The sequence below is a fragment of the Stenotrophomonas sp. ATs4 genome, assembly GCF_051861585.1.
Classification (GTDB): domain Bacteria; phylum Pseudomonadota; class Gammaproteobacteria; order Xanthomonadales; family Xanthomonadaceae; genus Stenotrophomonas; species Stenotrophomonas maltophilia_AS.
In genome coordinates, this window is record NZ_JBLYPK010000010.1 from 98,255 (window position 1) to 111,402 (window position 13,148).

The 13,148-nt window shown below is 64.9% G+C and carries 12 protein-coding genes; 7 read left to right on the top strand and 5 right to left on the bottom strand.

Annotated features, from left to right (window positions below):
- Nucleotides 1–143 precede the first annotated feature (143 nt).
- Nucleotides 144–1,541, top strand: coding sequence for a S8 family serine peptidase (locus tag ABR323_RS17585; RefSeq protein WP_439450220.1), 1,398 nt, complete (start codon nucleotides 144–146; stop codon nucleotides 1,539–1,541).
- A 48-nt stretch (nucleotides 1,542–1,589) separates the two neighbouring features.
- Here ABR323_RS17585 and ABR323_RS17590 read toward each other — a convergent pair whose 3' ends face one another.
- Nucleotides 1,590–3,023 carry an MFS transporter gene (locus ABR323_RS17590; RefSeq protein WP_439450221.1) on the bottom strand — a complete coding sequence of 478 codons (1,434 nt, stop codon included), beginning with the start codon at nucleotides 3,021–3,023 and terminating at the stop codon, nucleotides 1,590–1,592.
- Nucleotides 3,024–3,131: 108 nt separating this feature from the next.
- On the opposite strand from ABR323_RS17590, the gene soxR reads away from it, so the two are divergent.
- The gene (gene soxR / locus ABR323_RS17595; RefSeq protein WP_439450222.1) at nucleotides 3,132–3,602 is read left to right on the top strand and encodes a redox-sensitive transcriptional activator SoxR; all 471 of its coding nucleotides are present in this window, start codon (nucleotides 3,132–3,134) and stop codon (nucleotides 3,600–3,602) included.
- A gap of 93 nt (nucleotides 3,603–3,695) precedes the next feature.
- Entirely contained in the window at nucleotides 3,696–4,181 is a 486-nt protein-coding gene (locus ABR323_RS17600) for a hypothetical protein (RefSeq protein ID WP_439450223.1), read from the top strand.
- 10 nt (nucleotides 4,182–4,191) lie between these two features.
- Here the strand turns inward: ABR323_RS17600 and ABR323_RS17605 are convergent, their stop codons facing one another.
- Nucleotides 4,192–4,653 (bottom strand): methyltransferase family protein, encoded by a 462-nt coding sequence (locus tag ABR323_RS17605; protein WP_439450224.1) that lies wholly within the window; start codon nucleotides 4,651–4,653, stop codon nucleotides 4,192–4,194.
- 153 nt (nucleotides 4,654–4,806) lie between these two features.
- On the opposite strand from ABR323_RS17605, the gene ABR323_RS17610 reads away from it, so the two are divergent.
- Complete coding sequence (locus ABR323_RS17610) at nucleotides 4,807–6,819, top strand: esterase/lipase family protein (RefSeq protein WP_439450225.1); 2,013 nt, start codon at nucleotides 4,807–4,809, stop codon at nucleotides 6,817–6,819.
- Nucleotides 6,820–6,836: 17 nt separating this feature from the next.
- Here the strand turns inward: ABR323_RS17610 and ABR323_RS17615 are convergent, their stop codons facing one another.
- Nucleotides 6,837–8,060 (bottom strand): cytochrome P450, encoded by a 1,224-nt coding sequence (locus tag ABR323_RS17615; protein ID WP_439450226.1) that lies wholly within the window; start codon nucleotides 8,058–8,060, stop codon nucleotides 6,837–6,839.
- Between the two features lie 355 nt (nucleotides 8,061–8,415).
- On the bottom strand, nucleotides 8,416–9,105 hold the full coding sequence (locus ABR323_RS17620) for an alpha/beta hydrolase (protein ID WP_439450227.1): 690 nt from the start codon (nucleotides 9,103–9,105) through the stop codon (nucleotides 8,416–8,418).
- A gap of 97 nt (nucleotides 9,106–9,202) precedes the next feature.
- Between ABR323_RS17620 and ABR323_RS17625 the strand changes: the two genes are divergently transcribed.
- The 3 genes from ABR323_RS17625 (at nucleotide 9,203) to ABR323_RS17635 (ending at nucleotide 11,788) form a co-directional block, all read left to right on the top strand.
- Nucleotides 9,203–10,135: a cupin domain-containing protein gene (locus tag ABR323_RS17625; RefSeq protein WP_439450228.1), complete on the top strand. Its 933-nt coding sequence runs from the start codon at nucleotides 9,203–9,205 to the stop codon at nucleotides 10,133–10,135.
- 70 nt (nucleotides 10,136–10,205) lie between these two features.
- Nucleotides 10,206–11,078: a glyoxalase III HchA gene (gene hchA, locus ABR323_RS17630; RefSeq protein WP_135273208.1), complete on the top strand. Its 873-nt coding sequence runs from the start codon at nucleotides 10,206–10,208 to the stop codon at nucleotides 11,076–11,078.
- Between the two features lie 5 nt (nucleotides 11,079–11,083).
- Entirely contained in the window at nucleotides 11,084–11,788 is a 705-nt protein-coding gene (locus ABR323_RS17635; protein WP_439450229.1) for a PA1136 family autoinducer-binding transcriptional regulator, read from the top strand.
- Between the two features lie 46 nt (nucleotides 11,789–11,834).
- Here the strand turns inward: ABR323_RS17635 and ABR323_RS17640 are convergent, their stop codons facing one another.
- Nucleotides 11,835–13,031 (bottom strand): cytochrome P450, encoded by a 1,197-nt coding sequence (locus tag ABR323_RS17640; protein ID WP_439450230.1) that lies wholly within the window; start codon nucleotides 13,029–13,031, stop codon nucleotides 11,835–11,837.
- Nucleotides 13,032–13,148: the final 117 nt, after the last annotated feature.

Genomic DNA, 13,148 nt, shown 5'->3' on the forward strand with positions numbered 1-13,148 from the left:
CACGGCCTGTTCGACACATCTTTCACAAAGGAACTGTATCCACGCGTACGTCGCTTCGGGTTTCCCTTGCCAGCGCCATCACCCTGGTCCTGGTCAGCGCTCCCGCCTTCGCCCAACCCACCGAACGGGTATGGACGCGAGGCATGGCCAGCAACGAGCAGTACAGCAGTTTCATCGTCAAGTACCGGGACGGCAGCAGCAAGCGCGTCTCCGCCACCACCGCGCAGGATGCGCTGAAGAAACGCCTCGGCATCCAGCAACGCAGCAAACGCTCGATCGGCGCTGCGCCGGCCGCAGCAGTGACCCACCAGCGTCGGATGGGCGGTGGTGCCGACGTCGTTACTACGGACAAGGCACTGGACCTTCCGGAAGCGCAGATCCTGATGCAGCGCATCGCCGACGATCCGGACGTCGAGTACGTGCAGCCGAACTACATGATGAGCGCGTTCGCCACACCGAACGATCCGCGCTACGGCGAGCAGTGGCACTACAGCAATCCGACCAGTGGTGCGCGCCTGCCGGCTGCGTGGGATCGCTCCACCGGCCAGGGCGTGGTGGTGGCGGTGGTCGATTCGGGCTACCTCAACAACAACGACCTGCAGGCCAACCTGTTGCCGGGTTACGACATGATCTCGTCGACCCGTCCGTTCAGTGATTGGCAGTGCATCATCGGGGGTCTCAATCCCGGCTGTGGTGGCTCCGACGATGGCGACGGACGCGACGCTGATGCCTTCGATGCCTCGGGCATCGCACACGGCACCCACGTCGCCGGAACGGTCGCTGCGGTGACCAACAACCAGATCGGCGTGGCCGGCGTGGCCTACAACGCGAAAGTCGTACCGGTGCGCGTACTGGGCAACCAGGGCAATGGCGGTTCCGCCGACATCATCGACGGCATGCTCTGGAGCGCGGGTATCAACGTGCCCAATGTCCCGGCCAATGCCAACCCGGCCGAAGTCATCAATCTCAGCCTGGGCGGTCGCCGCGCCTGCTCGCCGGCCGAGCAGGATGCAATCGACGACATCACTGCCCAAGGCACGATCGTGGTGGTCGCGGCCGGCAACAGCAATCTGGATGTGTCCGAGTTCGCCCCGGCGAACTGCAAGGGCGTGATCGCGGTGGCCGCCAACGATCAGGGCGGTCGTCGTGCGTTCTACTCCAACTATGGCGCAGGCATCCACATCACTGCGCCTGGTGGTGAGACCTGGTCGTGCCGTGCGTCGGTAGGCGAGTTCCTGCCCTTGGCTACGCCGCCGAGCCAGAGCAACTGCGCACCGACCCGCCAGCATCCGGCACAGGGCATTCTGTCCACCGTGGGCAACAACGCCTTCGACTTCATGTCCGGCACCTCGATGGCGGCGCCGCACGTCGCCGGCATCGTCGCACTCATGCAGGCCGTGGCGCCGGTGCCCAAGACCACCGACCAGGTCAAGGACATCCTGCGTCGAACCGCACACCCGATCGCGGCAGCAAACTGCCCGGGGGGTTGCGGGCCAGGCATCGTGGACGCGGCGGAAGCCGTGAAGGCGGCCAGCAACTGATGGCATGGCGCAGCGGCCGGGCAAGGTCGCTGCGCCCTCCTCCATTGCTCAGTTCACATCCACCTGCAGGCGGCACCGCTTCACCAGCAGCATCCCCAGCATCGGCGCCAGCGCGAATGTGGCAAACAGCCACCGGGCCGCATGGGCGGTTCCCTCGGCTCCACCCGGATCGATCAATCCCGCGGCATTGGCGACCATGCCGGCAAGCGCTGCCCCGGCCGCGGTGGCGAACAGCTGGATGGTGGTGATCGACGCACCGGCGCGCTCCTGCTGCTCCGGTGGTGCAGAGGTCAACACGCGCGTCAGCAGATGCGGCCAGGCCAGGCCCACGCCGATTCCGATAACGGCCAGTGCCACGCAGATCGGCACCATCTGCAACCACGTACCGCTGCCCGCAGCTGGCACCAACAGCGCCAGCCCGATCATGCCCACCCATCCCAGCGCCGGGCCGATCATCAACGCCCGGTCGATGCCACGGCCGCTGAAACCAGAGCCGATCAGCGACCCGAGCGTCCAACCGGCCGCCATCAACGCAGCGAGGTAGCCTGCAGCAAGCGGTGATTGTTGGTGCAGTACCTGCAGAAACAGCGGAACGAAGACCTCGCCGCTGGTGATCATCAACACCAGCAGCGACATCAGCCCATACAGCGCAGCCAGGGGTGAACGGAACTGGAGAGCGCCTGAGGGAAGCAGCGTCTGCTTCGCACGGGACTCGATCCTCACCAGCACCACCACGAGGAACACGGCCATCACGATGCCGATGAAGTTGTTGACTGCGCTCGATGACGTACTGCCGAGTGAGATGCTGATGACGGCCAGGGTCAGCAGCAGGATCTGCAGCCACGGGACCGAGGACCTGGCGGTCGCTGACGACGATGCCTCCCGCTGTGGAAGGACCTTCGACGCCAGCAGTGCGAACAGCACGGCAACGGCGGTGACCGACCAAAACGCGGCCCGCCACACGCCCCATTCGGCGAAGACCCCGCCCACTGCGGGCCCGATCAACGTCGCTACGCCCCACATCCCCGAAACCAGGGCCATCGCGCGGGGCCATAGTGGCTCTTCGAACGCGAGCCGGATCATGGCGTAGGCCAGCGCGAACAGGAAACCACCGCCGACACCCTGCACCAGCCGCCCCACCAGCATCATCGGCATCGAGGTTGCGAAAGCGCAGATCACGGCACCGGTCGCGAAGATGAGCGTGGCCAGCGCGTAGCTTCCACGGGGCCCGGCACGTTCAAGCAGCTTGATCGACAGTGCCGACCCCAGGATGGACGCGACCACGAAGAGCGTGGTGTTCCATGCGTAAAGATCCAGGCCACCGATGTCTTCCACCACGGTTGGCAGCATGGTGGTGGCGATATAGACGTTGACTGCAAGCAGTGCGACCCCACCTGCCAGGGCAAGTGAGCGCACTGCATTGCGGCCGGAAAGGAGATCGCCCCAGCGGGTGCCGGGGACGGCGATGCCTTGCTGTTCCATTTTCGTTCAAACCTATGATTCATGACCTGCAGCCCAGGATTCACATGCAGGAAAAAAGGAACTGTCTTATAAAACCTCATGTATTGATGAGGTCAAGGAACCCCGGCCATGAAGATCGATGTCAGCATTCCGCTATCCGTGGGCGAGGTCGCGCGTCGCAGTGGGGTCAGCATCGCCACCGTGCACTTCTATGAAGCCAAGGGACTGATCCATGGCTGGCGCAACAACGGCAACCAGCGCCGCTACCGCCGCGACGTGCTGCGACGCATTGCCGTGATCAAGGTCGCACAGCGGGCAGGCGTTCCTTTGGCCACGATCAAGGTCGCGCTGGATGAACTTCCGGCCGAACGGGCGCCCAGTTCGAAGGACTGGGCAAGGCTGTCCAGCAACTGGCGTGACATGCTGAACGAGCGCATCCGCAGCCTGATCCAGCTGCGCGACCAGCTCGACGGCTGCATCGGCTGTGGCTGCCTGTCACTGAAGGACTGCCCGTTGCGAAACCCTGGCGACCAGTTGTCACAACGGGGCGGCGGCGCCGTGCTGCTTGAAGCGGACGACGGCAATCGAGATGACCCGTGATCGATTGCTGCACGCGGAACCGATTGAATCAACGCACAATGAGGCGGCATTCTCCGTCCGCATTCCTGCCCACCACCCACAGAAGGATCTGCGATGAAAACCACGATCATCACCTCTGCCCTGCTCCTGGCCGCTCTCGCCGCAGTCCCGGCTGCGCACGCGGCCGCATCCGCCATCGCGCCGCCCGGCACCGCGACGCTCGAAGCCCTGCTGGCCTGCAAGGCAGGTTCGAACTTCAGCGAAGCCGAGGCCATCGATGCCCTGCAGGCGGCAGGCCTGGCCAGGAAGCCGGGCGGCACGTTCGAGCCGGAGACCACGCCGGTCGCCCTGTTCGGCGGCACCGTCACCCATGCCGATGTGAATGTTGCCGAGGGCGAGAAGAGCCTCTTCGTGTACTTGAACGGTGTCGATCCGAAGCGCCTGGCCAGAACCTGGTCGGTGACCACGGTCAACGAACATGCCAATACCGAAGCGCCCTCCTACGTAAAGCGCATCGACAAGCGCCACACCCTGCACGTGATTGCCGGTGACGATTACGAAGGCTATTCCGCTGCCGTGAAGTGCCAGATCACGCCTTGATGGCGCAGGTCTATATCCAGCGCCGCACGTGCTGGCGGAACCCGGCATAGGCCTCGGGAAAGCGGGCCGACAGTGCCCGCTCTTCCGGCACAATCTGCCAACGGGTGATGTACAGCACGAACAGCGGCACGGCCAGCAACGCAACCGGGTTCTGCAGGTACAACATGGCGCCGGCGAGCACCGTGGCCTGGCCGAGGTACATCGGGTTGCGCGTGTAGCGATATACCCCGTGCGTGACCAGCGCGCTCGACGTCGTCGGCCGCAGCGGATTGACCGTGGTGCCCGCGTGCCGGAAGGCCAACTTGGGCAGCAGGTTCAACGCCACGCCAAGGGCCACCACCCCACCTGCCAGCAGTGCCGGCATCGGTAGCGACCACGCCGCACCCGGCCACAGCCGGCTGCCCAACCCGCCGATCGCCCCGCACGAAAGCATCACCAGCGGTGGAGGAATCCGGGTCTCAAGCCAGCGCATCGCGGTCCCTGCATCGCCCCATTCATCCCAGTGTCACACGGGAATGCCTGAATCGCTTGAAGGCCAGCGCTTCAGCGCCCCAAACCGACCGCCCGGTATCTTCCGCTTTGACATGCCGACCGCTAGAGTGGCGCCACCGCGCAGGAGGATCGTATGGCAACCACGGGCTTGGGCTTCATCGGCCGCACGACCCTCATCATCACCGTGCTGCTCACCCTGGGTGGCTGCGCGACATTGCGCCAGTTCGGGCCGTCGGTACAGGTGGCCTCGGTCACGCCCGGCCAGTACATCGCGCTCAAGCGCGGCGACATCCTCACCACCGGCAAACTCAGCTCGGCCACCCTGGAGACCCTGCGCGTGGCCGGCCTGGACGAAGGTGTCTGCGCCAAACCCGGCCTGCCCTGCATCGAAGCGATGGAAGCCACCATCGTGGTCCGCGAGGAAGACAAGCGCTCGAGCCTGGCCGAGCTGTGGCTGCAGTACGCGATGACCCTGCCCGCACCGAAACGCGAGTACTCCGCTTCGGGCCGGGCCAAGACCGCCATCACCGAACTGGATGCCGACTTCCAGCCGCGCCTGGATGCCTGGATGCAGGTCGCGCGGCAGGCATATGGGTATCTGTTCTTCACTGAGCGCACTGCCAACCAACGCGGCTTCGAAGATCGCCAGACCCAGGTCCGCGACTATTACAACCTGGCCGTGCAGGAAGCCTCCGTGCAGCTGTACAACGCCTATGCCACCGGCCGGGTACACAGCGAAGCCAGCCATTTCCAGCTGGGTCGCTGGACCTTTGTGCTGGCCCCATCGGGCGAGGCATCGCCCCTGGACACGCGTACCCCCACCGAGCTGGTGCCGGCCGCCTCACTGTCGTTCACCGGCACGCTGCGCAGCGTGCACCGGCGCGATGGCTTTGGCGCGGAACTGGTGGCGGTGATGGATGATCCAGCCACTGCCACTGCCACACCCACGACCGCCTCCACCGTGGCGACGGCAGCGGCGCAGCGCAGCTGGAGCGAGATGCCCTCGCCGTCGATGACCGTGCTGCTGCGCTTCTCCGGAAAGAACCTGTGGGAAGTGCTGCACGACGACGAGCCGGAACTGGAGATTCACGATCCCTACCAGATCACCGAAGTCACCCTGCACGGGCAACAGGTGCCATTGGCCGCGAACTTCACCGCTGGCTACGCGCTGTGGCTGGCCCGCTCCAACTTCAGCCACCAGTCGCTGCGCTCGCTGTTCGGCGGCAAGGGCGGCATCGATACACCGCATCTGTACATGATGCAGCCCTACGATCCGAACCGCCGCGTGCTGCTGATGATCCATGGCCTGGCCAGCAGCCCGGAAGCCTGGGTCAACGTTGCCAACGAACTGATGCGCGACGACGAGATCCGCCGGGAATTCCAGATCTGGCAGTTCTACTACCCGACCAACATGCCCATCGCGATGAGCCACGATGCGATGCGCCACACCCTGGACGAGGTCTTCCAGCATTTCGACCCCAGCGGCAGGACGCAGGCCGCGCATGACATGGTGCTGGTCGGCCACAGCATGGGTGGGGTGATCGCACGACTGATGATTTCCTCATCCGGTGACCATCTGGTGGACACGCTGCTGGCAACCGCGCAGATGTCGCCGGCGCAGCGCGAGCTGCTGCGTACCAAGGGTGCGCCAGTACTGACCTTCCTGCCGGAGCCGGAAGTATCGCGCGTGGTGTTCATCGCTACGCCACACCGCGGCACCGATGTGGCCGGCACCCGCCTGGGCCGCTGGATCGGCCGCCTGGTGCGGCTGCCGCTGACCGTACTGGAGGACGTGGCCACCATTGCCAATGACGGCCAGATCGATCGCAATGACGGCAAGCACGGCTACCAGATGAACAGCATCCAGAACCTGGACAAGGACGATCCCTTCGTGCGCGCCATAGCCGACCTGCCGATGGCTCCGACGGTGCACTATCACTCGATCATCGCCCGCGCCAAGGCCGACGGCCCGCTGGAAAAGACCGACGATGGGCTGGTGCCTTACTGGAGTTCGCACCTGCCGCATGCCGTATCGGAAAAGGTGATCGTGTCCGGCCACAGCGTGCAGGAAGCCACACCGGCGATCGTCGAACTTCGGCGGATCCTGCATGAGGACATGCAGGCCCATGACCAGGCGGGCAACTGACCCGCCCTGTCCTGTCCTCAGGAACCCGACGTGCGGCGCGAAAACGTGCCGTGCAGCGCCGCTGGGATCGCGAAGCCCTCCATGCGGACCTCGGGACGGTACTCCGCGCTGGGGGTGAAACGATATTCGCGTGAAAGCAACGCACAAAAAAGCACCAGCTGCGCGTTGCCCACCGCAGATCCCACGCAGGAACGCGATGGGAAACCATAAGGAACATAGATGCCGGCCGTCCGCTTGCGACGCTCGGGCAACCAGCGGTCGGGATCGAACAACAGCGGATCGTCCCAGTACTTCGCTGACCGGTGCTGGATGAACGAGCTCAGCTCAAACACCGTGCCTTCGGCGATGGACTGACCTTCCACCTGCAGATCGCAGGCGGCCACGCGCCGGTTGTTGAAGGGCGTGGAGTACAGCCGCATCACTTCCTTCAGGAAGCGCATCGTGCAGGGAATGCGCGCGATGGGCAGTGCATGGATCTCGGCGTCCGACAGCGGAGCGAATTCATCTTCAATGCGCTGCCGCCATTGCGGATGCATCTGCAGGGCCATCAGCAGGCAGGCGGCCATCATGCCCGGGACCCCGGAGATGGCAATCAACTGCACCGTGACCAGATAGGTGACCTTGTCCAGGCCGATGCGCTCACGCAACGTCAGCAATGATTGTGCGTAGTCGCGTGCAGAGCGCCCACTCCGGACACGGCGCTTCAGCTCTGCGTGGATCGCCCGCGACTCGCCACGGCCGATGAAGAAGTTGCGCAGCAGGTGGCGTCGATGAATGACCTGCTCGACCTGGGTGGTATACCGCAGATGCAGGGCGCGCTCGATGGCGGCGGTACCGCGCGCATCAAGCCCACCGATCACCATCGGAACGAGCGGATGCGCCATGACCTTCCATACTGCCGGCGTCGCATCCAGTTCATGCCCACACAGTGCATCCAGTGCCTGCCGCATGCGCGACTGCAGCGCCGTCAGGGTATCCACGCCGGTAAGTTCAGCACTGCAGGCGGCGATCAAGCTGCGCACTTCGGTCCAGCGCACGCGCTCGTGCCGGCGGAACAGGTCAGCCAGCGATTCGACCACGAACAGATGCTCGGAATTTTCCTTGTCGACCTTGCCGGCCAGTTCCGGGCAGAACACCCCGATACCGCCCGTTTCCAGCTTCAGCACCGGCCCTTCGCGCTCGACGCGCGCGGCCAACCGCTCGGCAGCAACGGCGCTGCCTTCATTCGACATCCCTTGCATGCAGTGCGCCTCCGGCAGGAAGGGACTCGAAAGACGAGTCCCTTCGTCTTGCTACCGCTCAGTCGCGGGGGTGTCCCGCAGGATCAGAACTCGACCCAGAGCGGCCAGGTATTCCACACACTACTCTTCTCGTTCGGATGGATATTCAGAGTGACGCGCAATGCTCGGGCGAATCTTTTCATTTTCATTCCTTTGCTTGCTGTGTGGTTATGCCGGGATTATCCCGGCACCGGCTAGATAACACGACATAATCCCGCTGTCCAATCCGGACCGATGCCGCAGCGCAGCAACCGATGCTGCAGGTGCCAGCGTTGATCGCTGCGTTTCGGCACGATGGACGTCGCTGTTCAACCCTTCAGGAACTGGCCACAGCCGCCTTCTCGATCAGTTCGGCCACTGCCACCGGTTGTGAAGCAAGTGATGCATGACTCGCTTCCAGGGTGATCAGTTCGCGTGGCTGCAGCCGCTCCGCCATACGGCGCTGATTGTCCGGATGGATCATGTGGTCGGCGCTGGACACTTGGTACCAGCTCGGCTTGTGCCGCCACGCAGGATCGCTGACGGCATCGCCGAACGTGCTCGCCAGCGGCGCCTTCTGCGTGACCGCCATCACCCGCGCCTCGCCGGCCTGCAGGTCCTGGCAGAAACTTTCGTGGAACCTGTCCGGCTGCAACCACAGATAGCCGTCGCTGTCCGGCGCCAGGTTGGCCGCCGCCTGCGGCAGCTGTTGCTGGGTAATGCCGCCAGGACTTTCACCTGCGTCCGGCGCGAATGCGGCGATGAACACCAGTCCCGTGACATTGGGTTCGTTGCCCGCCTCGGTGATCACCGCGCCACCATAGGAATGGCCGACCAGCAGTACCGGCCCCTGCACCTGGCGGATCATGCGACGGGTCCGTTCGGCGTCTTCGGCCAGCGAGGTCAGTGGCAGTTCAACGGCATGCAGGTCGTGGAAGCCGCGACGATCAAGCTCAAGGATCACCTTGGCCCAATGCGCGGCGCCGCCCCAGAATCCATGAACCAGAATGATGCTTGGCTTGCTCATCTTGCAGAACTCCTCGATTGGATGGGATGGTTGGCGGGTGGCGGTTCCGGCTGCCTGACGCCCTCGACCAGACTACGCATCGCCTCGGCCAGCGACGATGCACGGACTCCTGAAATCCATGCCAAGGCTCCACGACACACCTCCGCTGCACGCCGGATCGGACGCCCTGTTCGCAATCTTCCAGTCCTCGCGCATGCAGGGAGGCACCGTCACTCGTCATCTCCTGCAGCCCGGGGAATCGCTGGTGATTGGCGAGGGTGAAGGTTGTTTTCATTTCATCGAACAAGCCACCGCGCGCCTGCACGCGGACGCAGCCGTTGTATCTCTGCAGGCCGGTGAGCTGCTGTTGATGCCGCACGGACGCACGCACCGCATCGACTGCGCAGCCGATGCCGCGGGGCCGTCATGCTTGACCACGGCATCATTTGGCTTCGAGGGCCCGGGCAGCCGCCTGCTGCTCGACGCGCTGCCCGGCTGGATTCACGTTCCTGGAGTGGACCGGATGCCCAGCGGATTTCCTGCCAACTCCGCTGACTGGATGGCGGTAACCCTGGCAGCGATCCAGGCTGAAGCGACCCGGCCCACGCTGGGCAGCGGGCTGATGCTGTCACGCCTGCTCGATCTGCTGTTTGTCTGGACACTGCGCTATTGGCTGGGAACCTCCAGCCCTCACAACTGCCAGCGTCTGCACGCATTGGCCGATCCGCTGATCGGACGGGCATTGGCCCTGCTCCAGGCACACCCCGCGCGCGCATGGACGGTCGAATCCCTGGCCGCGTGCCTGAACCAGTCCCGCTCGAACTTTGCCCAGCGCTTCAGCCTCGCCACCGGCATGTCGCCGATGCGCTATCTGGCGGAATCCCGACTGCAACTGGCCGCACAGCTGCTGCGCAGCGGCAACCGGCGGGTTTCGCAGATCGCCGGGGATGTCGGTTATCTCTCCGAGCCCGCGTTCAGCCGCGCGTTCCGCCGCCAGTTCGGTGTAAGCCCCAATACCTGGCGTCAACAGGCGCCGGCGCCGAAGGCGTGAGGGGAATTCCCTCATCGCGCGCGTGCACCCGGCCTCTTATGCTGGCCCCACATCCCCACCGGAGGTCCGCATGAACACGCAAGAGCCCAGCCGTCAGCCCAGCCCCGACCCGGCCGAGCGCGATGCCTTCTTCCCTTCTCCGTACTCGCTGTCGCAGTTCACTTCCGCGAAGAGCGACCTGTCTGGCGCCGACTATCCGGACGCACGCCGTGATGGCCGCTGGAAGGTGCTGATGATCGCCGCCGACGAACGTTACCTGCCAACCGCAAACGGCCACCTTTTCTCCACCGGCAACCACCCGGTGGAAACCCTGCTGCCGATGTACCACCTGGACAAGGCCGGCTTCGACATCGACGTGGCGACGCTGTCGGGCAATGCCGCCAAGTTCGAATGGTGGGCGTTCCCGCGCGAGGACAAGGAGATCGGTGGACTGTATGAGCGCTATGAAGAGCGCTTCCGCCAGCCACTGCAGCTGGACGACGTGGTGGCGGGCCTTGGTGCCGATTCGGACTACGCAGCGGTGTTCATCCCCGGTGGCCACGGTGCACTGATCGGCCTGCCGGAAAGCCGCGCAGTGAAGGCCACCCTGCAGTGGGCAATGGCCCAGCAACGCCACATCATCACTCTCTGCCACGGTCCGGCCGCATTGCTGGCCGCAGGCGTCGACGAAGCCGATGGCGGCTCGCTGTTCCGTGGCTATCGCATCTGTGCCTTCCCCGATGCAATGGACCGGCAGACGCCCGAGATCGGCTACATGCCGGGACAGCTTCAATGGTTCTTCGGCGAACGGCTGGCGCAGCAGGGCGTGCAGATCGTCAACGACGGCATCGATGGCAGCGTCCTGCAGGATCGTCTGCTGCTGACCGGCGACAGCCCGCTTGCCGGCAACGCCCTGGGCAAGCTGGCCGCACGCACCCTGCTCGACACGCTGGCCGGGCGCTGATACCAGTGGCCGAGCTGGTGCAGGCACTGCTTGGGCTTGAACGCGCCGACGCGCTGAGTGCCGTGGGCGCGGCACTGCGCGGCATCGCTGCACCACTCGGCTACGACCGTGTGCTGGTGTTCGCCACCGGCACCGGGCTGGAGCGCGATGCGCAGCGGGTGTACTGGATTGAAGGCGACTGGCTGGGCAATGGCAGCGATACCGACCTCGCCCGCTACCTGCATGCCTGCCCGGTCAACCGTCACGTGCTGGACAGTGATGCACCGTTTTTCTGGAGCAAGCGCCAAGGTGTACGCGGCGAGCGCTACCAGGTGGTGAAGCAACCACGCGGTGAGGGCCTGCATGGATTACAGGTGCCGGTGTTCGGCACCACTGGGCTGGAGGGTGCGATCAGCTTCGCCGGAACCTCGATCGATGCATCTGCACACGCGCGCCTGCGGCTGGAAGCGGTTGCGACCGCAGCCTTCCGCGCGGCGCGACGATTGGCCGAAGTGCCCGCCGAGGTGCCGGCCGGCGCATTGAGCGCGCGCGAGCGTGAAGTGCTGCGCTGGGTCGCCGCGGGCCGGCGCCAGGCCGAGATCGCCGCCACGCTGGGGTTGTCCGCGCGCACCGTGGAAAACCACCTGCGCCGCGCACGCCAACGCCTGGGCGTGGCAACCACCGCGCAGGCGGTACGCGCTGCCAGCCGTCGCGGCGAGATCGAAGACTGAGCACCACTACGGCACTTCGGCCATCCGGTTCGCGTGCCGGCGGCCTTCAAGCCCGACGGGGCGTCAGTGTGCCGATGAAATCCACCGGGATCGCGAACCCTTCCAGCTGCATCCACGGCGCCGGTTCGTCCTGCACCTTCAACTCGAAGTCACGCGTCACCAATGCGCAGAACAACAGCAGTTGTGCGTGGCCCACAGCGCTGCCGATGCACGCGCGCGAAGAGAATCCGAACGGAACATAGGCGCCCTTGTTCGGCTGCCGGCGCTCGGGCAACCAGCGATCCGGATCGAAGCTGTCAGGCGATTGCCAGTATTCCGGCGAATGATGCTGGAAGTACGACGACAGCTCATACGCCCCCCCTTTCCGGATGCAGACCCCATCCATATCGATGTCATGCGACGCCGGGCGATGCAGGGCGAACAGCCCGGGCCACAGCCGCAGGGTCTCCTTCACGAAACGTGAAGTGCACGGCAGCGACTTGATCGGCACCGCGCACAGTTCATCCAGACTGAGCGCTGATGTTTCCTCACGGATCCGCTCATGCCATTGCGGGAAACGATGCATGGCGTAGAGCAGGCTGGCCGCCGTGATGCCCGGCAGCCCCGACATGCCGGCCAGCACCATCGACACCAGATAGGCCACCCGGTCCACGCCCACCCGCTGTACCAGCGGCAGCAGCGACTGCAGGAAATCCTCGCGCGGGTGGGCGTCGCGCGATCGGCGGCGGATATGGCGCGACACGGTGCGTGCGGCGCGGCGGGAAAGGTGGAAGTCGATGATGCGCCGCCAGAACGAGAAGTTCTGCAGCACGATGGCGTTGTATCGCGTCTTCTGCTCGCCGACGAGCGCATCCATATCGGATCGGCTCAACCCATCAATCAGCAGTGGCAGCAACGACTGCGAAATCATCCACCAGCTCAGTTCGCTCAGGTCATGCGGGCGGCCTGCACGCTCGGCCAGAAAATCCTGCATGCGTGCATACAGCGAGCGCATGTGCGCCGGGCTGGCCAGCCGTCCGGCCTGTTCGCTCAACAGCGCACGCACCTCGCGCCACGCAACCGGATCCTTGCTGCTGCGCAGGCCGAGAAAATCGATCAGTGAATCCGGCACGGTATGCCGGTCGGTATTGGCCTTGTCGATCTTGACGGCCAGGGCCGGATCGAAGATGCCGACCACATCATTCTGGAACCGCAGTACCGGCCCTTCGCGCCGCACCCGCTCAAGCAGGTCGTCGATGGACACTACTTCCGCATCCGTTGCACGCTCATCCATGCCCTGCCCCCGATGCCAGGGAAGATCATCGACCTTCCCTGGCGATGTCATCGAATACGTGGAGTCCTTCCGGTCAGAAGATATTCC

What these genes read in the sequence shown, in the direction of transcription:
- soxR (WP_439450222.1), top strand. Translation starts at nt 3,132, where the DNA reads ATGAAGATCGATGTCAGCATTCCGCTATCCGTGGGCGAGGTCGCGCGT.
- ABR323_RS17590 (WP_439450221.1), bottom strand. Translation starts at nt 3,023, where the DNA reads ATGGAACAGCAAGGCATCGCCGTCCCCGGCACCCGCTGGGGCGATCTC.
- ABR323_RS17620 (WP_439450227.1), bottom strand. Translation starts at nt 9,105, where the DNA reads ATGAGCAAGCCAAGCATCATTCTGGTTCATGGATTCTGGGGCGGCGCC.
- ABR323_RS17610 (WP_439450225.1), top strand. Translation starts at nt 4,807, where the DNA reads ATGGCAACCACGGGCTTGGGCTTCATCGGCCGCACGACCCTCATCATC.
- ABR323_RS17615 (WP_439450226.1), bottom strand. Translation starts at nt 8,060, where the DNA reads ATGCAAGGGATGTCGAATGAAGGCAGCGCCGTTGCTGCCGAGCGGTTG.
- ABR323_RS17600 (WP_439450223.1), top strand. Translation starts at nt 3,696, where the DNA reads ATGAAAACCACGATCATCACCTCTGCCCTGCTCCTGGCCGCTCTCGCC.
- hchA (WP_135273208.1), top strand. Translation starts at nt 10,206, where the DNA reads ATGAACACGCAAGAGCCCAGCCGTCAGCCCAGCCCCGACCCGGCCGAG.
- ABR323_RS17625 (WP_439450228.1), top strand. Translation starts at nt 9,203, where the DNA reads ATGCACGGACTCCTGAAATCCATGCCAAGGCTCCACGACACACCTCCG.
- ABR323_RS17585 (WP_439450220.1), top strand. Translation starts at nt 144, where the DNA reads ATGGCCAGCAACGAGCAGTACAGCAGTTTCATCGTCAAGTACCGGGAC.
- ABR323_RS17605 (WP_439450224.1), bottom strand. Translation starts at nt 4,653, where the DNA reads ATGCGCTGGCTTGAGACCCGGATTCCTCCACCGCTGGTGATGCTTTCG.